Raw genomic sequence first — 21,575 nt, forward strand, 5'->3', positions numbered from 1 at the left:
GCTCCAATAATGTATGGCATTTTGTGTACCGAAATGAATGCACAGTAGCTCGCACCTACTCGCAGAAATGCTCGTATCCGCGCGAACACTCGCGAAAACGCGACTGTGAGGGTAAGCTACAAGTATGCGGCCGTGTAGGTTTCTAGTAACACTCGGATCGGGTTCGGCCCGGCGACGCACCGCCGGATAGGTCACGTTTGACCAACGTCATCGCGACGGCCGCTCGCCGATTTCGAGACATAGTCGATTCTATCGCAAACGCCGTGACAACCCTCGAGAGCCATGAGTACGCCACAATCCGCCCTCGGAAGCCGGGAGAATTTCTGGTACGACGAGTCGACACCGCTCGACGAACTCAAAGAGACGTCGGTGGGCCAGTTGAACGCTCACGAACTCCGGCGACTGATCCGTGAGACAACGCCGTTCAACATCGCCGTCGACGCGATGGGAGAACCCGAACTCCGAAAGTGGGTTCGGGATCGCCGCGAGAATCCCAACCGCCCATCGGAGTGTGTTACCGAGTACGAACGCGCTCGGTGGAAATCACACAAAGTTCTCCGCGAGGTCGCCACACCGGTCTCGAAAACGGCGAAACACGCCCCACCCGACCGCGGCCTCGAGCCGCTGTTTGCGTGGCTGTTCGCTGACTCACACCAGGATCTAATCACGGACCATGACCCACTGTCAGTCCACACTGAACGGTGCGAGGTCGAACTAACGCGGCCGGTCGAGCACGTTCCGCGGGAGTACAGCGGCGCGGAGTTTGGCGTCACCGAGTACGGCCAGAAACGATTCCGACGGCGCTTCGATCCCGAACATGGCTATCTCGGTGGCGTTGACTTCGAGGACCTGTCGCTACGGAAGTTCATGGAGGTTACCGAGGATGTCCTTGGCGATCTCCAAGTGAGACACTCGTTCCGGCAGTCACGAATCGACGAGCTGCTCGAGGACGCAAAGACTCTCAAAAGCAAGCAGGAGAAGACTGACCAGGATGTCCTGACCGAAATCCTGTTTCGAGTCTTCATGGACGCTGCCGATCACTGAGGTTTGATTTTCAATGACAAACCAAACCGACGCACGAGCGACGCATAGCCTCGCGACCATCACCAACGCCGCCCGTTCGCACCCGCTCCGAGTCACCGAAGCGATCTCGTTGATCGCACTCACGCTGACGTTTGCAGCGACACTCACTGCACTCGAGGCCCAAATCGGCGTTGAAGGCCACGGCCTCACGGCGTGGCTGTTCGATTCGGTGGGCTACCACGCGACCGCCGGCCTCTACGTAGCCGCCTATATCGGTGGCTTCCGATTGCTCGAGTGGCTGGACCGCGAGCAAATCCCATACATCACGACCGGGGCAACAATCATCACAGTCGCGACGATCGCGAACGCGGTCAACGACCTGCTGGTGGTCATGAGCTATTCTGGCGAGTTCGTCGTTCCCTCGCCAGTCCGTGGCGAGGTTGTCGCTGGCCTTGCGCTCGTGACCTTCCTTTGGACAGCACGCGATCACCTCCGCGCGATCGATCTATCCATGCTGTCGGTCACGCGCGGACAGGCTCAAGCGCTGCTGTTCGCGTTCATGATGCTCTCGAGCGTGGCCGCGATGCCGCTGGCAGCAAGTAATGTCGCCGCGAACACATCGGGCTCTGACATCAATCCATCGTTCACCACGACAACCCAATCAACAGATAATAGTACAGTATATATCGGCACACAAAATGGTATTGTCAAGGCCATTGATGCTGCAACTGGAACTGAAGTATGGAATGTCTCTGAGGGAGTTACAATTCGGGCAACGGCGCTCTCGGAAGATGAGGAACTAATATATGCGACTGTTGGAACCGAAGTAAAAGCATATGATGCAGGAACTGGTGACCAGGTCTGGGTATCGGAATCGGGCGGCCCACGGTCTTTAGCCCCAACGGCTGATAATGAACTCCTGTATGCTGGCGACGGCAATGGCGGTGTTTGGGCTTTCGATGCAAAAACTGGTGACAAGCTTTGGGATGTTTCTGTCCACTCAAACACTGTCAATTCGCTATCTGCATCGGCTGACGGGGGAAGTGTTTACACGGCATCTGGAGATAATACGGTCAAAAAATTAGACCGATCATCTGGCGTTGTCGAATGGACATTTGAGGGCCATACTGGCACTGTATACGGTGTGACGACAAACCCAGATGGAACTGTCTATTCAGGGTCTGAAGACAATTCAGTCAGAGCGATCAACCCCGATACTGGTAGCGAAATCTGGAATGTAACTGACTATACAAATGCAATCCGATCTATATCGGCATCACCAGACGGCGACTCAATCTATACTGGCACTGATTCGACATCGAATACAGTCAGAGCAATTAGTGCATCCGACGGCACCGAACAGTGGGTGTACGAGGGTCACACTGACAGCGTCCTCTCTGTTGGTACTTCGTCAGGTGGCAATTATGTTTATTCTGGCAGTTCGGATAATACTGCAAAAGCAATTGATGCGGAAACTGGTAGTGAAGTATGGAGTTCGTCGGAAAGCTCGACTGTGTGGTCTGTCAATTCTGGTGGTTGGCTTGGTGGTGTCGGTGATCCAATTACCGGCACTGTCCAAGACCAAACTGGTACTCCAGTGGCGAACGCGAGCGTCGAAATCTGGGGACCAACGGAATCGGCGTTTGACACGACCGATGCCCAAGAACTCGAGCGCGAGGCCCAACAACTTCGAACCGAACTCGCAGATCCACTCCCCGAGAACTTCGACAGCGATCTCGAGCCAACGAATTACATCGAAAACCGCGACGACAATGGCGCGGGTGGGTACGTCGCGGTCCACCAAGCCGATGACTGGAATCCGATTATCTACCCGTCGACGACGATCCGAAGTCCGGACTCGGTCGGCCCGCCACGGCTGACGACGGCCGACGACCAACAGATCATCCTCTCGGCGTGGGATCTCGACGAAAGCCGATCGAACAACCAGATCGACACCTCGCTGCCTGGTGCAACGCGTACCAGTGAGTACGAACTCACCGTGCAGTCGCTCTCACCGACGGGCGAAGTAACGAGTGAGACGACCCGGACTGCACAGCCAGTCGCAACGACCACTGGCGGCCGGGTCGCCACGCTCCAGGGCGAGCGCGAACACTACGCCGTCCGAACCCGCCTCTCACCGGGCGTTTACCGGGCCTACGTCGGTGATAGCTGGGAGAGTTCCGAGTCCCAGAGCTATTACTTCACCGTCGGCGACCCTGAAGACCTCGCGAAAGCCTTTGAGCGCGATCTCCGAGAACAAACCGGCTCGCTGACCGAGCGCGCCCAACGCATCCGCGACCTCGTGAGCCAGGAGGGCACGATCGTCCGCACGACGGCGACCACCGACGCAAACGGAGAGTTCACGGCCGAGATCGACAACAGCGTCGTCTCCGCATCGGTCACGGCCTACAAGGCTCCCGACTCACAACTCTCGTCGATCGGCACTGACCCGACGAACGTCTCAATCAGTGACATCCGGGCGATGTACGAGCTGACCGATTACAACGGCTCGGTCGTACTGTCGACGACGCCAACCAGCGCTACACCGCCGGAGTCAAACGTTACCGTCGAGACGCGCCGGATCACCGCCCCATCGCACACGAACCAGGAAGTCTACCAGCGTCTCCAGGACCGTCTCGACGAACTCGAGAACGAAACGCGCGTCGACGAACAAGCGATCATCGACGAGACGGTCACGAGCATCGAGGAAGGTCGGCTCCAGAACATGACCGACGACCTCGATGGGATCATTGAGGGCAACGACAGACTGGAGAATCGCACCGACACGCTGCTCGATGAGTTCAACACGACGCGCGGGAATCTCAGCACGCTCGAGAAAAAGGCACTCGCACAAGAGCAAGCAATCGCAGAGTTGGCGAACAACACTGACACGCTCACGTCGACGGTTTCGGGGCTCGAGGAAGGCCAAACCGACACCGGCGCGGTCGACGGCCTGGCCTGCGATCTCGGCCTCGAAAGCCGGTGTGCCGAGGATGACTTCACCGGGCTCGCAGAGGATCGCTTCGAGACATCCGACGACTGGGAAATCAGTAACGTAGACGCTGGGCCACCGGAGACGATCCACAAGCAAAACGACACGGACATCCAGGTCAGACACGAGTACACCAATATCGGCGAGAACGCTTCGAACGAGGACTTCGAGTACGCGCTCGTCAAAAGCGAGGGCCGTGCGACGATCCAAGAAGCGTTCTTCGCCGCTCCGATCGACCCGAACGAATCCCAATCGCTTGGTGTCTCGCTAAACACGGACGCGAACCCGATCAACGTCGATCCCGGAGCCTACGACTTCGTAATCTTGGACGCCGACGGCGACCGAATCGCCGGCAGCACAACGCAAGTCGAGATCGTCTCCGAGACGACCGGCACGGAGGTCGAACTCGCCGACGACTCACCACTCGGCAACGCGATCTCTGGCCCTGATTGGGACGAGGAAGACCTGACCGTCCACGTTGACTACCCCGGCGCGGGACAGAACAACTCGACGGTCACACAGCCACTGCCCGACGACGAGTGGGAGTACGACGACGGCAACGTCAGCGTCCCGTCCTACGATCCACAGCCGTTCAACCTCTCGATTGGCGGCGAGAACGTCACTGTCGACCCGACCAACGAGTCCGAACTGAGCTTCAACATCATCGGCGCGAACGGCGACGAAGTGATTCACGAGGAAGTGGACGTCGAGAATCCGAACTTCGCGGGCGGACCGATCAACATTCGAAGCATCCGCGCGAACACGTTGCGACCGGGCGAAGACACCGTGATGGGTGGCGAGGTCCGTTTTAGCGAAAACGCGGGCTACGAGTTGACTAATATCACGGCCTACAGCCCAACGGGACAGACACTCTCGGATGCGCGAGCCAACGTCACAGGGACCAACGAGTTCACCGTCCATCCGTCCGAAAGCGGCACCCATCTCGTCGAACTCCGCTTCGAAGACGACGAGGGCAACGGCCACACGGAAAGCATGCGCGTCCACGCGGGCGAGGATTCGTACAATCTCAATCCGACCCTCCGGGGCCTCCCGACCGACCAGACTCAGCCGGCCGCACTCGTCGGGGACGGACTCGAGGACGGCGAGATCACCGTCGAGGACCAGGGCAGCGAAGTCGACGTGAGCGTCGTTGTGCCGGCCGACGAGCACGTCCCATCGGAGGTTCACCTCAGAATGAGAGAGATCGTAAACACCGAAGACCAAGACATCAATATCCAACTCGAGCGCGAGACGCCAACCGGTACGGAGTCCCTCGAGCGTCGTGTCGGGATCGTCTTGCACGATACCAAACTCCCCTCGAGTGCGGGTCTGCTAAGTGGCGGCTCGACAGTCTATCGTTCGACGGGCGACACGACGGAACCGATCGCGGCTGGCCTCCCCGGTGGCGAACGCGAGGACAGCAACGCTGGCACGCGGATTCGAACCTTCACGGGCGTGGACGGCAGCGTGACTATCTCCCAAGACTCCAATGCGGGCCGCCTCGAGCGGCTGGATTGGTGGTTCGATACCAACCTCGGGCCGTCGCTCTCGTGGGTCCCCACGCCATTCTCGGCTGCCGGTGGAATCGGCGGCCTGGCCGGATTGGCCGGCCTTGTCGTCGGCCGCCGACGGGGGTGGTTTCTATGAGGCGTCGTGAGCTGCTCCGATCGACCGCGGGCGTTGGGGCACTGGCACTGTCGTTCCCTTCGTTCCGCGTGGGCGGCTCGGACACGGCGACGCCGGCCGCGTTCGATGCCGACGCGATTACGAGTGGCTCGACACCGACGTGGCTGGTCAAATACGATACCGACCGCAAGGGCAGTCTAACCGAGTGGCTCGACGGCCACGAGGATCGTATTCAGCGTCGCGATCTCGACGGGCTCGACATGATGGTGATCGAAGCGCCCCGAAGCGAGATCGGCTTAGGCCAGCTCGACCTCTTACTCGGCAACGGACTTCAATCGCGGAGCTACGTCAAGTGGATCGACGTGAATCTCCGGATGCAATATGCCGACCCGATCACCTCACTCGAGTCCGACGACGTCTGGGAGCACGACCTGTCCGCGTGGCAGTCGTTCCGCGTGGGATCGTCGACCGGGTCGCTGGCCGACGCTGGAGTCGCGTTTGACGAAGACACCGAGGAGACCACGATGGCCGACGCGAAGTGGCTGACCAACTCCGAGACGATCATCGACGACGGGTCGGGCCTTACGGTCGCGATCATCGATTCAGGCTGCAACACGGGCGGTGGGATCTTCGAGGACGCTGACGGCAACACGCGCATCCTCGATGCAAGCGAGGACTTCGTCGCCGGCGAGACGGTCGCCGAGGACGGCCTCGATGCCGTGGCCGATCCGAACGGCCATGGAACGTGGGTTGCGTCGGCGATCGCCGCCAACCCGCCGGACAGTGCCGATGTCGAGCACATGGGCTACCTGCCGGGGGCAGACCTGCTTATCTGTCGAGCCCTCGACTCCAAAGGCAGCGGGTCGACGGAAGCGATCGCCGCGGCGATCGACCACGCCGCAGCCAACGGGGCCGACCTCCTGTGCATGAGTCTCGGGAGCGTCACGTGGTCGGCTGCACTCGATGACGCACTCGCGAGCGCGAAAGACCAGGGTATGGCAGCTTTCGTCGCCGCCGGCAACGACCGATTCGGCTCGACGTGGGTCAACTCGCCGGCCGATTCCGAGCACGCGCTCGCGGTCGGCGCGACGAACGTTGCCGTCGACGACCGCCAAAACGTCAAACCGGCGTACTTCCACAATGTCGGGGACGATCCGGGAACGACCGATCTCTCGGGTGGCGAATCCGCTGGTGCGATGGTGGACATCACCGCACCCGGCATGGCGATGACGACACTCACGCCCCGGACAACTGGCAGCGTGATCGAACGCACACTCTCGGGCACCAGCATGGCAACGCCGTGTGTCGTCGGCTGTGCGGGGCTCGTGCTCGCGTCGAACCCTGACCTCGAGCCCGACGAACTCCATGATCGACTGACCACGTACGCGCGGCCGGTCGAAAACGTCGCTGTCGTGGAAGCCGAACACGGCCTCGTCGACGCACAGGCGGCGATCGAGAAAACCGAACGCGAGGACACGCAGGGAGACGTGATGAACGACGAGGCGACGAGTCGTGACGCCGCCTACCGGGCGCTTTCGTCGGCCTCTGGTGGTTTCTTCACGGGACTGTTCTGAACCATGCACTCGAGACGCGACGTGCTTGCTGGCCTCGGAGCCGTGGCCGTGGGCGGGCTCTCGGCAACCACGGCGACGGCCCAAACCGACGGCTCCTACCCGCACGCCGACGCCAAGCCGGCCGGTGCCACAATCGAGTTCGATGAGGCGTGGCTCGAGTCCTACCAGCCACTCTTGCGGACGGACTTGCTCGAGGTGACGCCGACCTCGCTGTACGGTTTCCGTGCCCGATCGGAGGGCGAAGCGACGGACGTGGCAGTGTTTTTCGCGCACTATCCGACCCAGCGGGGCGTCACAAACCGTGACTCGCACTATCTCGACCGCGAGCCGTTCTACGTGTTCGTGGATAGCGAGACGGGCGAAATCGACTCGGTCGCCTACTCGGCATACCATTGGCTCGCAAACGTCGAACAGCGGCCACCGACGTACTCGAGCGAAACGGGCGAGCACCCGACGGCGCTGGTCGTCACCAACTGGCACCACTACGTGCTCGACTCGAGCTACTGGGTGTTTGACGATTCGAGACGGGACTTCCTCGAGATCCGAGATCTGCAGAGCGTGCACTCGCCTCATCTCGAGGACGGCTCGACGGCGTGGCTCGACAACGGGTGGGCTGACACACTCCGCGTCGGTGCAGTACTCGACCCGTGGATCATGCAGGACGCGCCGGACTGGTGGCAAGACGATATCGGTCGGTTCTCCGTCGAAGCACTGGCCCGAAGGGCGTATCTCGCGGCCTCACGAACGCCGGGTATCAACATCGCCGGTGCCGGTCAGACGGACCTCCAATAGAGCCATGATGGACAACGCAATTCGGTGGACATCCGGAGGAGGGGTACCACCGCCCCCATCGGTTCCACCGCCACGATTTCCGGCAGCCGCATCGCCCGCTCAATAACCAATCATCCTCAACTACAATGACACCACAACTCAAGCGAGTCGCAACGCTGTTCCTGACGCTCGCCCTCGTCACGTCCGTTTTCGCGGGCGCGTTCGCGGGCAGCGCGGCAGCGATCACCGCACCGACCGTAACCGCAACCGACGACGGCACCGGGGCAACGACCGATCATACGATCTCAACCGACTACGACAACACCGACTCACCATCACTCAAAGAGATCACCCTCAACTACCAAGCAGGGAATCTCTCGGGGCTGACCGCCAGTGACGCCACCGTGAGCGTCGCGGGCACGAGTCAAACTGTCTCGGCGGTCTCCGTGTCCGGCGAAACGACCGTTACCGTGACGCTCGATTCCACCGTGACGCTCTCGGATACCGAAACCATCGAAGTCACGCTCAGCGGTGTCGAGAACCCCCACAACGCGGGGAGCTACGATGTTGGCGTCGACCTCATCGATGGCACCGGCACGTCCTTCGACAGCGCTCCGGGCACTGACGCACTGACGATCGTCGTCGGAGACACGCCCTCGGTGACGGCCACCTCCGATCTCTCGGAGGGGACCAACGTGACCGGCTACAACGGCTCCGCTGACATGGCTGAAACCATCGAGGTCGAAGCCTATACTGACAATCTCGAGGCCGACATCATGACCGCCGACGGCTCGCGAACGCTGACGACGGTCAACGATGTGACGGCCGTCTCCGCGGCCGACTCGGGTACCAGCACGCCAGGGACCTACCAACTCGAGGTCAACCACTCCGAGCTGCGAACGCTCGAGATGGGCGTCAACGAGATGACCGACCTGCAGGTTGCCGTCGAGAACCTCGATGCTGGTGCGCCGGCAAACGACTTCAACGCGACGCTCGAGAATACTGACGAGGTCTCACAGCTACACATCGCCGCTGACGACACGCGCGCGGAAATCGAGGACAACTCGATTTCGGTGTTCAATCGGACTCTCTGGGACCGCACCGACGCCGAAATCGATGACACGCGCGACGTGACCGGCAACACGTCGACGATCTACGTCTCGGCGGAAAACGAGACGTTCAGCGACGAGGTCGACGCCGCGATCCCGGACAGTGCGGAAGCCGGAGACAGACTCGGACTCATGATGTCCTCGAGCGTCGATGAGGGCCTCGTGTACGTGTTCTACGACGAGCCTGGTGACGATGTCACGGGCAGCGAGGTTGACCCCGTCGATGATACGTACATCGTCCTCAACGACAACGAGCCCCACATGATTAATCTGGCCGACGGCACGACCCAAGACGGCGGAACGCTCGATGTCTCGCTCGTGGCTAACGACGCGCCGAGTCCGGGCGACCTGCGTGACGACCTCGATTACGGGTGGGTCGATTCCTTCGCCGTCTTCCAGTACAGCATCCCCTTCGTTGGGGCCGGGTTGATCCTCATTGGCTCTCGCCGCCGACTCGGAGGAGCGTGATCATAATGGTAACACTCTCAAGACTCGGGTTACAGGCAATCGCACTCGCATGGGCCTGGACTGGCGGACTCCTTATCGGAGCCGTCTTCTTGATGCTCGCGTCGCTGTTCGCAATTTTGGACCTTGTGTCGAGGGCAATCGGCGGTGATCGCGTCAGCCCAGGAGTAACGGTCTGGGTTCGTGAGTGGCTTTCGTGGGAGTACAACCAAAACAAGTTCGCGCTCACGGGCGGTCGAAAATCGGACTTCGACCCGACGCCACCTGTACCGGACCTGTAGTAGGCCCACACCAGTAGCGGCTCACGGCTAACCCTCGATTTTTGCTCGCGCTGGCACACGACGGTTCGATTCCGTCGGCGAGCCTCTATGGCAACCAACTCACGACTTGAGTCACAACTCTCAGACATCGGCGTTGCACGCTCCGGGCCGGCGGGCTACCCGATGGTGACGCGCCGGCTCGAGGCAATCGTCGGCACGCGATCGGAGCCGTTCGAAGTCCTGCGGGATGCACTCGACCTCGAGTCACGACTCCGCGTCAACCCACCCGGAGAGTGGCGCGCCGAAAAGCGAACGGTGACCGAACGCTCGTGGACGGGCTACGGGTCGGTGGTTCGACTGACCAAACAGGGCCGCTTCGGCTCGTGGACAGTCTCGCTTGACGGCGACGTGATCCTCTCGGATGTCGACCGACGCGAGGCTTTCGAGACGGCCGCCGAACGGATGCGAGCGATCGCCCACTGGTAACCCGCGCTGGTGTTTGTCGGGGTTCGATTCCTCGAGCGGGCGTTATGGACATGGATGCCTACGACGATGGGGAGTTCGTCGACCTCGAAACAGCCACCGACGATCAGGCCGGCGACTTCGATGAGTCGGCACTGTTCGATTTCAACGTGATGTGGGTGCTCAACACTGCGGTTGGTCTTCTCGGTGGGGTGTTGTTCATGATGGGGTGGTACGGCGTGCTGGCCGCTCGCTACGTCCCTCGGGTGGTTATCGGCGCTGTTGCTACTGGCCTGGTTGTCCTCGGTTCGATCGGGCTGTACTGGATACTTCGGGACGACTACCCGGATGTGTTCTCACAACTGCGACAGATTCCCAGCCGCATAGACGATTGACCCACGGTGGCGAACTACGGTTCGATTCCGTAGGTGGGCCTGCCCGGCACTGACCGGGCACCTGAGAGTAGCAGCTCCGGGGCGCTTTCCTCGCCTCGGAGCCTCCAGACCTCCCCGACACAACCCCTTTCAGTACGATACTCATGACACACTCAGACCCACAGACGAGACGCCGATTCCTTCGGGCGTCGGGGGCGACCCTGGCGGCCGCCGGGTCGGCCGGTCTCGCAACGACAACGGCAAGCGCACAGACCAACTCACAGGGCATACTCGCCGACGGCGTCGGAGAAGGCGGCGACTTCATGGCGTTCATTCGTGGTCGGATCGACGGCTACGGGCTTGCTGGCGCACCCGAGACGGCCGCAACACTCGCCGATCGCCTTCGAAACGAGTTCAACGCCAATAGCGAACACTGGATCAACTACGGAAACTGGTTGATCGATGAGGGTGGCGTCACAGCACTCGGCGATACCGTCGTCGGCGTCGATGTCGCGATCGACTGGACGCGCTGGCCGACACGCTCGGAATCGGTCGCGACGACAATCGACGCCGGCTACGATACCGACACTGACGAGTTTACGTCACTCGAGTGGCGACTCGAGGAAGCCACTGACCCCGATTACCAGGCGACGATCAAAAACGAGGCCGCCGAAAACGGGGCCGACGAGCTGGCAGAGTTTCGCCGTGAGTTCATCGACACTGACGGGAACGGTAACCACGAGATCCCCTCGAGCGAGTACGTGAGCCACCATGTCGGGAAGTACTCGAGTGCGATCGAACTCGGCAAGGAGGGCCGCAGCGTCTTGGAACTCCTCCTCGGGAGGGTCGAGCTATGAGTGCCGTGCCAGGTGCCGATAGTATCCTTCCGGAGGACCCGCTGGATTGGCTCTTTGCACGGCTGCAACAGGTGGTGTGGGCTGACAAGCCACGGGACCAGGTCGCCGCGAACCTCCTGTTGTTCACGGTCGCACTCATATCGAATTTCGTCACGCTGGGGGCAACGATCATTTTCACGGTCATATTCGGCGTGTTCGGGCTCGTTGGCATCGTCCGACTACTCTGGCAGGTCATTCGGGGTAACCATGGTCTCGATACCAACACCGATTCCGAAGACACTCGTGCGGGTCGTTCGCCGGGGGTTCAGCGGCAGTGTGCTCGACATTCTGTGGAAACTCGGCGTCGTGACCGTCCTCGTGATGGCCGCCTACGCGCTCGCCCTCCTCGGCGTCGTTGGCGCGGCGATCTCCGGAGTGATACTCGCATCGCTCGTGACCGAACCCGTCCGGAACGCTATCAGAGACGTTTGGAACCGGAATTTCTGGGTGTTCAGAACATGATCGGGGATACACGCGCGACGCTGGTGTTCGTCGCCGTGCTCGTGTGTTCGCTGCCCGCTGGGGTTGGGTTCGGTGCAGCGACGACCTCGGGCGACACCGTCACGCTCGACGACGATACCGCACTGACGGCAAACAGCACGATCGAGAACTTCGAGACTGAGGGCATCGCCACGGCGAACCCGACATATCCAAACATGACGATCACCGTCGCCGATAGCGCCACAGACGTCGGCGTTGATGGACTCCGGTACACGGACTTCGATACGACGTACCTTCGTGTTGATTACGACGAGTCAATCGAGCGCACGATTCGGTTCTACGTCCCGAAGGCCTACTGGCACCCACACCCAGACGAACCCGACGCGATCGACGGTGAGACGACGGCTACGTTCGAACCGACCGAGGGATCGAACTACACGGCAGTCGAGATGCACCTCTCTGGCGAGACCGACGCAGTCTTCGAGATTAAACAACAGGCGTCGGTCGTCTTCTCGGTCCGAGAGTACGGCTCGGAGTGGCTCGAGGACGAAATCGGCGTCGACATGCCCTCAACCAACGGCGCAAGCGAACAGTGGGAATACGTGCCGACGGCAGAACTGACTGGCGACAATCCCACGTTCGGCATCGACACCGACGGCGAGGACGTAACACTTCAGTACGACGCGGCGAAGACAGCCGACCCAGCAAGCAAGGAGTGGCGGACTGTCCCGGAGTGTGCGGACTCGAGTGGGGCCGATGCGCCGGTCTGTACGTTCACGAAGGACAACAGCACAGAGACAGTTCATATTCTCGCACAGACCGACGATCCACCCGATGTCCGATTCAAGTACGGGAGCGGGTGGCTTGCGAACATTCGGAGTTCGATCGGCGAACTGCTGAACGACATTCCCCGCGACTTGGTTAGGGATGCACGCGATATCGTTGATGGGGTGTTCAATCGATGAGCTTACTACAGACACCACGGACGGGCAAAGGCGTCTTGATCGCGCTTGGGGTCGTCGGCGTCGTCATCGTCTGGTTGTACGCCACGACGCTGTTGACGGTCGTCATCGGGGCGACTATCATTGCGGTCGTACTGTACGTTCTCTACGTCCTCCTGTACCGGCTCAATCGGATGCTTCGTGACAAACGCATCCTCGGCGGTGGTCGGCGATGAGCGCGATTCTCATGCTACTGGCAATCGTCGCACTCGCGGTGATCGTGGCCTACTGGTTCCCCGATGCAACGATGCGGTGGACGCGACGGATTATCTTCGCGCGGAAGGTGCTATTCTCAGTCGCGGCACTTGTGATCGGCTTCGTCCTTATCGGGACGGGACTGTGGTATCTCGTCTTGCTCGGCGGATTCACGTATCTTATCGCCGCGTGGGTCGGCTACTTCCAATTCTACAAAGGCGAGGACCTCATCTAACCATGTCATCAAATCACCAGAAACTCCGCGACGATGCGTACCGTGCGTTCAAGCGTAACTCACTCGACCCAGAGGTGCAACTCGCACTGGACCGAGAGTACCAGCAAGCCGATCAACACGCCCGACTCGTGTTGACCGACGACGGCTATCAGGAGTTCGCGTCGACGTTCGTCTCGAGCGCGAAGACGAAACTTGACGCCTACAGGGCGGGTGATCCAACGAGCCATCCCTACGACGGGACACGCGAGCAGCCGCTGTGTACGTGTTCGGATCGGTTCTGTACGATCAAAGACGGGCGGCTTCCACGGCGGGTGCGTGCGGCCGATGACCCGGTCGAAGCGACGCGACAGTTCATGCACACGCATTCGGGCGACCCACTCGTCTTGCAGGATCTGAAACGCGAGTACGACGAGCTGTGTGCCGAGTTCGATCACCGACATCGACGAATCATCATCTGTGGCACGCACAACATCCACCCCGACGATTTGGACGGACTCGAGCCGGCGACTGACGACGCTGATGCGGAATCGGAAACGGCAGCCGACGCTGCCGTTGCAGACGACTAACGGCGATTTTCAATACACGAATCTATGAGTTCCAATACTGACCGACGGAGTGCTGTCGACTACGCCACGCAGGATCAGTCGAAACACGATTACTGGAGCCGCGAGTCCGAAATCGAGACGCTGATCGAACGCTGTTCGCGGGCAATGGCTCGCGGCCAACCGAAACACTATCGCTATGTCGCAACGACGCTGTCCGACGATCTCATTCCGTTACTCGAGGATCACACTGGACAGTCGTTACTCGAGTTCGACGGCAACCTCGATGATCACGAGGGCTGGGACTACATGGCGATCTCGGACTTTCACGAGCGGCGGGAGACGTTTTCCCATGCGTTCAACGGTCACTATGACGGACTGTCTGTGTCGGCTCGCGACTACGCCAAAGACGTCGTCGAGGGCACGTTGCGGTCGGTGACGGCCGTTGCAGAGTACGAAGAAATCGTCATGGATACGTACCAGTCGAAAGCCGACGGGATCGGCTTCGAAGTCAAGCTTGGCGAACACCTCCAAGATGGCCGGATGGATCTTGGCGACCCGGTCGAACTCGTCACTGACGAACAGGTGGACGCGCTCAAGTGGCTCGTTTGTGGCGGGACTGGGATGGGCAAATCGACCGGCACCGAACGCTTCGCCGAGGACTATCTGGCAGCGAGCCAAGCGGAGGGCCGCGACTACAAGATTCTCGACATTCTTGGGATGCGACAGGGTGAGAACTGGTTGATCGATCTCCCACAGCAACAGTCTGACCTCCGGAGGATCCGCGAGGAACAGGGCCTTCCGCCGTCGTTTGCCGAAGCCGACGGCCGCGAGCCGCCGACAGTCGAGATCCTGCACCCGCTGACGCGTGGGTTCTGTGAGAAGTCACTGCCATTTGACGCCGATGATGAACGGTTCGTGGTCCGACCGTTCACTGTCCCGGCCAGCGAGTTCCGCAAACCCGTGATGGTTTCTCTCATCATGTCACGACTCTCTGAATCCGAGGAGGCAACCATCCGTGAGGTGTACGACGAGGTCGACGAGGCAAAAACCGATTGGTCGCTCAAAGACCTTGCCGAAGCAATCTTGAAACGCGAGGAACTCTCGGACAAACACAAGTCGAAGGCCGTTGGCGTTCTCCGGTCGCTACAAAACGAGGGGTTCATTCGAACGCACGCAGACGAGCACACGCTCGAGTGGCACGATGTCATGGAGTCGACGGACACGTACACAATCTTCTCGCAGGCGCTGTGTGATCGGGACCTCTCGGCGTTGATGACCTTCGCGTACGTCCTCGATCGGTGTTTCCGGATTCGAGAAGGGTCGAACTATAAATCCGAGGCAGTTCTGGTTATGCGGGAGCTGTGGGAGGTCGTTCCCCACAAACGCCGACGGTCGTTCGACGCTCGAGAGGCCGCTGTCCAAGAGGCGATCGGCCAGATCGCGATGAAGGTGATGCGCCAGAACCGCCACGCCGGGATTCACATCGTCGCCGACACGCAGGAACCCTCAGACCTGTTGAAAAGCGTCCGCGAGTTATTCAATCACTACGTCGTCTACTCGGCGAATCGCGACACGATAGATGATATTTTTGAGTGGACCCAGAACAACCGGACGCGGTCGTTCTGGTCGACGATGACTGCGAAAGCCGGGCAAGCGGGCATCGTCGGGCAAGCGAAACCCGCACTCGAGAACCGCGATATCGAATTCGTTTCGCCAGTCGAGATTACGCCACCGTCACACCACCACTTCGACGTGAAAACTGACGGGACAGGGTGGCACGCTCGTGCAAAGTACATGACGCCGACCGAGGAGTGTTCGGAGTGCGAGCACGACGATCTCGAGCGCTCCGAAGACGGCTACACGGTCACGTGCCCCGAATGCGATCACGCGGAGCTCGACGCCTCTGGAGGGCGCTGTGAAACGCTTCGCCGACCCGCTGACGTCGAAACCGTGACGTGGGACGACAGTGTCCCATCCAGCCTTGAGGTTCCGACGCTTCGGGACAAACTCGAGGCCACTGAGGACAGTGGTCCAGACCCCGAAGCCTTCCCCGTCCGGGCGTTTGTCGAGTACTGTCTCACCCGCAAGAGCGGTACGAATACGGTCAAGCAAGAGGTGTACGACGCGTTCAATGCCTTTGCACAGGACTATGGTCACGAGCCGTGGGACTTCGGCGACCAATCCGTGTCTATCCGGTTCGGGAAGAAACTCAAGAAACGGATGGATGGGCCGGTTGAAAGCGCACCCAACGGCGACGGTAATATGGTGTTCTATGATATCGCATTGACGGATGAGGGAGAGTACTATCTCAGCGGTTTTGAGGGACTATCCGAAGCAGGCGATCCCATACGGAACGACTAGTGAGTTCAGCAAGTAAGTCAGCAAGCTAATCGCCACCAGTCAGCGGGTTCAGCGAATTCAGCATGGCAAAGATAGTGCTACTCACTACTAACTATGGTACGCGCGTGTATCGCGCACAGCGCGATCAAATATACAGCATGACAGAAAATCTTCGCAGACACCGACCGGCTCGGACCGTCTTACAATCAAAAATCCCCTCGAGAGGGTATCGGACCGGCCCGCCACCCCCTTTTCGCACGCTCGCTATAGCGAGCGTATAGTACTGCTATAGACAACCACTGCTTCTCACATGCACACCGATCCACTCGAGATTGAACTCGAGGGATCGGTCACAGCAAACGGTGACGCCGCACAGGTGTACTTCCCTAAGCAGTACACTCAACAACCGCTCTTTCCGCTCGATCCTGGTGGTGAGTTTCAATCACTCATCATCCCTGGCGAGGCGATCGTGCTGTTGCCAGCGTCGACGAGCTGTGACTACCCACTCGAGTTCACTGTCCGCGACCCGGAGTCATACCGACTGACGATCGAACCGAATCCTGATACTGAATCCATGCACACGACAGACAGCGACGCGACCGACCAGGAGGTGCATCGCCGTGAGCGCGAATAATCCCGGCGGGCGAGCTGGTGTCGACGGCCAGCGCGATTACAAGCGATTCACGACCGGCAACCACCCAGACGTCGAGGACGTTGCCGACCCGCATACAACCGAGGACGACACGCATACCCCGCTCCGCGAACGCGCGTGGGAGTATCGCTGGTTCCTCGTGCTCGGTGTTCCGATCGGGCTGGCGGCGATCGCCGTCCTGATTGGCTACACCTGGCACTTGATCCCCGATATCCTCGGGAATCGCTACGTCCAGCTGGGCTCACTCTTTCTGACCGTGATCGGCGTGACGGCGTATCTCGCCGATCGACGCCGCGAAAGCGCGTTCATGCAGTACCAATGGCTCGTACTCCGGACCAAAGACGGCCCGAAACGGTTTCTCGGCTATCTTAAACAGGACAGTTCGGGTGCGCCACTGTTCGAACCCGTCAAAGGGATGCGACGGTTCGGGTCACTCGCCGAACGCTACACCATTGAGGAATTCGGTGCGGAACTCGGCGAATCGTGGGCGAAACTCAATCGAGACCCATCCGATCCCGCGATGATCCGGTTGCATCCGGCTTTCGTCTCGATTACCCAGACCGATCTTGGGACGATAATCGAACAGTCGACCACCAAGATCAAAGTCGATCCCTTTGGTCGCAACTCGACGCTGTACGCGCCGATGCCCGATCTCGTGCAAGATGAGATCGCCGAGAATCTGAAAACGGAGCTCATTCGCACGCGCGAAGAACGCGAAGAACTCGAGGACCGACTCAACGACTTCCAACGCCGACTCGAGGCCGCCAAGGACATCGGTGCGATGGAACCCGAAGAATTCCTCCAATCGCACAAGGAGTTCTACAAAGAACTTCGGGAGGTCGATCGGGGGCGACACGGTGGCACAGCCACCGAGACGGGCGAAGACTCCGGTCCGCTTGGCCCCTCAACCCAGACCGATCCGGAACTCAGACAAGTCGAAGCCGAACTCTCCAGTGATGACTAACAGCACACGACGACAGCGAGCGACGCGTATCGTACTCGTGGTTGTGATGGTTTGCTCACTCGCCGCGGCCGCCGGGCCAGGCATGGCGACCGTCACGGCCCAAAGTGACAATATGGCGACCGAGGGTGCAGACCTCGTCGTCGAGCAACCGAGCTACGTCTCCGAGGATGTCGACCGCCAATCGAGCAACGGCACGCCAGTCTACGTCGTGAAAGGGGATGTTCAGCAGCTCTATCCCCAGGGGTTCGACGCCGAAAACGTGAGTGAATTCGGCCTCACGAGTGGGTCGGGCGAACTCTCCTATGACGAGACGCTCGAGCGCTACACGCTTGACCCCAACGGCGAGACGGGGTCGTTCGAAGCCTACTGGATTGTCGACCGCGAGCAGACCGTCACCGAGGGCAACAACACGACAACTACCACCGAACAGACGCGCCACGAAGCCGTGATTCGCGTCGACGGGCTCGAGACGGTGACCGTCATGGAGCCAACCGAGGTCGAATCCCTCGAATCCAACGCGAACAAGTGGACCGATTGGAACGGGACGGTGACCGACGTTCGGGAGAGTTCGATTCTTGGACACCGACTCTCGGCACCGTCGTCGAACGAGGAGGTCATGCAGGCGATGGTCAACGCCTATCTGACCATGCGATCGCCCACACACCTTCTCGATGGTGGCTTCACGGCCGCAGTTATCATCATCGCGACGACGCTGGGCGGGATCTTCCTGTTCGCGTTGCTCAAAGTCCCCGACGCGCTGGCCTTGCGGAAGATCTACGGCGATTACTTCCAGCGCAAATCCGTCGAAGAACAGGAGGGGACACTCGCCGAACGCCAGGAATCCGAGGACCTGAAAGACCGATTGAATCGGTTTGCCAACTGGGATTGGCAGGACATTCCGAGTGTCACCGACCACGAGGCCGTCGAGTTGCGTGAGAAAGTCGGCGAAACGCCACTCGAGGGCCTGCTGAAATTCGCGTGGCTGTTCCACGAGGATACGATGAAAGAGAATCGCGTCCGCGTGATGGGCTCGTGTGGCTACGTTGCGCAACTCGCTCCTGAAACGGACGGGCATGTCGCAACCGACGGTGGTGAGACGTCGCTCGGTCGCGCCACGCTCGTTCGTGCCGACGATGTCCTCGAGCCCGACGAGACGGTTGCCGATCGTGACGATCTTCGCTCGCTGGCAGTCCCCTCCGAGACGCTTCTTGCGGCGATTCCCGACGACGATCCCGAACTCAACGACTTCCCGATGGACACCGCCGAGTTCGATCTCGACGACCTTGCGGAACCGCCCGAGACGCTGTCGCTACCGGAGATGATCGAGGAATTCGACTTCTCGGAATTCGCATTCGAAGACAACGAGCGAATCGGTCGCTTCATGGCCGAATTCGCAGTCGCGATCAACAACCACCCGATTACTGACGAGGACGGCCATATCGACCCCGCTCGGCTCCGACTCGAGCAGCTGTTGCAGTTCTTCCAGGCCGCAGATGATCGCTTCCAAATCCCGCTTGCGAAGTGGTACAAACAACACTTCGACCGCGCACTCGAGGAATACGACCGCGACGACGAGCTGCAAACGTTCCTCGAGGAACACCGGAGCCGGACCGATGGGTGATTCGTGATGATTAACGCACTCCCACTCCAGGGCGTCGGTGTCGAAGTCCCCGACAAAACGCCCGGCCAGCTCTGGTTGACCGCGATCATGGTCTTGCTCGGTGTCGTCGCACTGGCAGTCGTCTATCGACGACACAAGTTCGCAAAACTCCCGGCGGACCAACGCGAGCACAAAAGCACGCTCTTGGGAGAGATCCGACGACAGACGCCCGAGACCGTCCGGATTCCCGCACATGGCGACATCGAAACCTATCGCGAACCCGTCCGCGAGGCGTTCGAACGGGTGCAGGCCCGCGTCCGTGGCGAGGCCGATGTCCACGACCCAGACCGCGTCACGATCCGCGAAGCGACCGCAGCCGTCGTCGGAGAGATCCACGCCGCCACAGGCTCACGCTTTGATTTCGTGCCGCGAGCGGCCCGTCGAATCGGAACGCTTGCCGTCCTCGTCGCCACCTTCGGCGCGGTTGCAGTCTCGACGGATGCCCTCGTGGCCGTGTTGACCAGCGAGAGTACGTCACTCGACCTCGAGACGCTTCTCGATGTGGCAGTCTCCCTGACCCAGGCCGTTATCACCGCGCCTGTCGATGCAGTACGGCTGTTCCCCGGCGGCGAGTTACTATCGAATCTGGTGTTCGCCTACGGCGTCCTCGCGGCGACGATGGCCTACGAACACTGGTATCTCCTCTCGCTGGCCCTTGCGATCGGTGCCGTCGCGATTACCGCACTCGATATGCAGGTTCCCGATAGCATCGAGACGCGCCTGTACTACCACCGCGAGACGCTGGCCCTCGAGACGGTCGGCGCGGTCGCGGCGATCTGGACCGTCGGCGTGATCCCGGCCGGGATCGGGCGGGCGATCGGTGCTGTCGGGATCGACTTCGCCGCTGTCGGCGCGGGCGTCGGATTCGTTCTGGCGGCACTTGTCACGGCCTTTTGTGGCCGCGTTGCGGCCCACTCGCTCCGCAAGCGGTTGCGACACGCCGCGACGATCGACTGGCCTGCCGGCCCGGACCGCATCGTTGGCGCGTATCTACTGGTTCGATACTGTGCTGTCGGGCTGGCGTTGATGATCGCACCGTTCGTCCCGGTATACGCAGCCGTGATCATCGCCGACGGCCGGCTGTTCGATGTTCTCGCAGCGCTGTGGGTGGCATCCGTCCCGACGAAACTCGCACTCGTTGTTCCGCTTCTGTTGGCGGCGGGTGTGCTGGCCTACACCGCCCGGCACGCTGCTGACGATGTCCAAGATGCACTCGTCGAGAGTTTTGCCCGCCAATCGGTCCGTGTGGCGATTCTTCAGCGTGGACTGACCATCGCGGCCGGGTTGCTCTCCTTTGGACTCGTGTGGGCGTTCACGCGCTCTCTCGTGCTCGCGTTGCTCGGGGCCGTCGTTCTCTCCCTCTTGATCTACGGAGCCTACGAACTCATCGATCGGGCTGCCTACCGACTCGATCTGTTCGGCGACCGTGGCCGAACACGACGGGGCGTGCTGGTACAGGCCTACGCCGTCGACGACGCTGACGGCACTCGGCACCTGATCGCGAAGGTCGGCACCAATCATACCGTCTCCCGTGAGACGCTCGCGGAGACGGTTGATGACGTGTTAACGGTCGCCGACGCGGCCCGACAGACCGGTGGGTCCGTACCCGCAACGGCCGGCCAACAGCGGGCAGAGGATATGCTCGAGTTGGGACTCGTCGGCGGTGATGTCGAGACCGAGTTGCAAGAGCAAATTCGGAAGACGTTCGCCCACGAGCTGCGCGCCGACGGCTGGGTCACGATGGATACGCTCGCACGCGCCTGTAGAGACTATCCCGAGGAGCGATGGAAAGGGGAGCTACACCGCTACTGTGCGCTCGGTGTCCTCTCCCGGAACGGCGAGGTTGTCCGCCTCGAGCGCGACGTCTGGGAGGCGACTGACGGGAACGCTGCCGAAAACTGGTGGTTCGGAGAGGTGAATCACTCGTGACAACGTTCGAGACGGACTGTCGGGGAAACGCGCTAGGAACACCTTGCGGAACAATTCATCC

The 21,575-nt window shown here is 60.6% G+C and carries 19 protein-coding genes and 1 pseudogene; all 20 read left to right on the forward strand.

Features of this window, described 5'->3' with window-relative positions; all coding sequences use genetic code 11:
- Window positions 1–282: 282 nt before the first annotated feature.
- The gene (locus tag CP557_RS21900) at window positions 283–1,044 is read left to right on the forward strand and encodes a hypothetical protein (RefSeq protein WP_097382150.1); all 762 of its coding nucleotides are present in this window, start codon (window positions 283–285) and stop codon (window positions 1,042–1,044) included.
- A 682-nt stretch (window positions 1,045–1,726) separates the two neighbouring features.
- Window positions 1,727–2,524: pseudogene (locus tag CP557_RS23555) on the forward strand (WD40 repeat domain-containing protein); the annotation flags it as partial.
- Window positions 2,525–2,620: 96 nt separating this feature from the next.
- Window positions 2,621–5,662 (forward strand): hypothetical protein, encoded by a 3,042-nt coding sequence (locus CP557_RS21905; RefSeq protein ID WP_245853167.1) that lies wholly within the window; start codon window positions 2,621–2,623, stop codon window positions 5,660–5,662.
- Complete coding sequence (locus tag CP557_RS21910; RefSeq protein WP_097382152.1) at window positions 5,659–7,215, forward strand: S8 family peptidase; 1,557 nt, start codon at window positions 5,659–5,661, stop codon at window positions 7,213–7,215. The genes CP557_RS21905 and CP557_RS21910 overlap by 4 nt, the downstream gene beginning before the upstream one ends.
- A 3-nt stretch (window positions 7,216–7,218) precedes the next feature.
- Window positions 7,219–8,007 carry a hypothetical protein gene (locus CP557_RS21915; RefSeq protein WP_143825118.1) on the forward strand — a complete coding sequence of 263 codons (789 nt, stop codon included), beginning with the start codon at window positions 7,219–7,221 and terminating at the stop codon, window positions 8,005–8,007.
- 125 nt (window positions 8,008–8,132) lie between these two features.
- Complete coding sequence (locus tag CP557_RS21920) at window positions 8,133–9,563, forward strand: DUF2808 domain-containing protein (protein ID WP_097382154.1); 1,431 nt, start codon at window positions 8,133–8,135, stop codon at window positions 9,561–9,563.
- Between the two features lie 5 nt (window positions 9,564–9,568).
- Entirely contained in the window at window positions 9,569–9,841 is a 273-nt protein-coding gene (locus CP557_RS22760; protein ID WP_169924439.1) for a hypothetical protein, read from the forward strand.
- Between the two features lie 87 nt (window positions 9,842–9,928).
- Window positions 9,929–10,306 (forward strand): hypothetical protein, encoded by a 378-nt coding sequence (locus tag CP557_RS21930; RefSeq protein ID WP_097382156.1) that lies wholly within the window; start codon window positions 9,929–9,931, stop codon window positions 10,304–10,306.
- A gap of 50 nt (window positions 10,307–10,356) precedes the next feature.
- Window positions 10,357–10,677 carry a hypothetical protein gene (locus tag CP557_RS21935; protein ID WP_143825119.1) on the forward strand — a complete coding sequence of 107 codons (321 nt, stop codon included), beginning with the start codon at window positions 10,357–10,359 and terminating at the stop codon, window positions 10,675–10,677.
- A 143-nt stretch (window positions 10,678–10,820) separates the two neighbouring features.
- Window positions 10,821–11,513: a hypothetical protein gene (locus CP557_RS21940; RefSeq protein ID WP_097382158.1), complete on the forward strand. Its 693-nt coding sequence runs from the start codon at window positions 10,821–10,823 to the stop codon at window positions 11,511–11,513.
- A 204-nt stretch (window positions 11,514–11,717) separates the two neighbouring features.
- The gene (locus CP557_RS21945; protein ID WP_143825120.1) at window positions 11,718–12,014 is read left to right on the forward strand and encodes a hypothetical protein; all 297 of its coding nucleotides are present in this window, start codon (window positions 11,718–11,720) and stop codon (window positions 12,012–12,014) included.
- The gene (locus tag CP557_RS21950) at window positions 12,011–12,958 is read left to right on the forward strand and encodes a hypothetical protein (protein ID WP_097382160.1); all 948 of its coding nucleotides are present in this window, start codon (window positions 12,011–12,013) and stop codon (window positions 12,956–12,958) included. Before CP557_RS21945 ends, CP557_RS21950 begins: the two co-directional genes overlap by 4 nt.
- Window positions 12,955–13,170, forward strand: coding sequence for a hypothetical protein (locus CP557_RS21955; RefSeq protein ID WP_097382161.1), 216 nt, complete (start codon window positions 12,955–12,957; stop codon window positions 13,168–13,170). The genes CP557_RS21950 and CP557_RS21955 overlap by 4 nt, the downstream gene beginning before the upstream one ends.
- Complete coding sequence (locus tag CP557_RS21960; RefSeq protein WP_097382162.1) at window positions 13,167–13,424, forward strand: hypothetical protein; 258 nt, start codon at window positions 13,167–13,169, stop codon at window positions 13,422–13,424. The genes CP557_RS21955 and CP557_RS21960 overlap by 4 nt, the downstream gene beginning before the upstream one ends.
- 2 nt (window positions 13,425–13,426) lie before the next feature.
- Window positions 13,427–13,990 (forward strand): hypothetical protein, encoded by a 564-nt coding sequence (locus CP557_RS21965; RefSeq protein WP_097382163.1) that lies wholly within the window; start codon window positions 13,427–13,429, stop codon window positions 13,988–13,990.
- 24 nt (window positions 13,991–14,014) lie between these two features.
- Window positions 14,015–16,330 carry a hypothetical protein gene (locus CP557_RS21970; protein ID WP_097382164.1) on the forward strand — a complete coding sequence of 772 codons (2,316 nt, stop codon included), beginning with the start codon at window positions 14,015–14,017 and terminating at the stop codon, window positions 16,328–16,330.
- 289 nt (window positions 16,331–16,619) lie between these two features.
- Complete coding sequence (locus CP557_RS21975; protein WP_097382165.1) at window positions 16,620–16,943, forward strand: hypothetical protein; 324 nt, start codon at window positions 16,620–16,622, stop codon at window positions 16,941–16,943.
- Entirely contained in the window at window positions 16,930–17,925 is a 996-nt protein-coding gene (locus CP557_RS21980) for a hypothetical protein (protein ID WP_097382166.1), read from the forward strand. The genes CP557_RS21975 and CP557_RS21980 overlap by 14 nt, the downstream gene beginning before the upstream one ends.
- Window positions 17,926–17,971: 46 nt before the next feature.
- Complete coding sequence (locus CP557_RS21985; protein WP_169924440.1) at window positions 17,972–19,546, forward strand: hypothetical protein; 1,575 nt, start codon at window positions 17,972–17,974, stop codon at window positions 19,544–19,546.
- Between the two features lie 6 nt (window positions 19,547–19,552).
- Window positions 19,553–21,514, forward strand: a complete 1,962-nt coding sequence (locus tag CP557_RS21990) for a hypothetical protein (RefSeq protein ID WP_097382168.1) — start codon at window positions 19,553–19,555, stop codon at window positions 21,512–21,514.
- The last annotated feature ends 61 nt before the right edge of the window (window positions 21,515–21,575 follow it).

The sequence above is a fragment of the Natrinema ejinorense genome (assembly GCF_002494345.1).
Taxonomy (GTDB): Archaea; Halobacteriota; Halobacteria; order Halobacteriales; family Natrialbaceae; genus Natrinema; species Natrinema longum.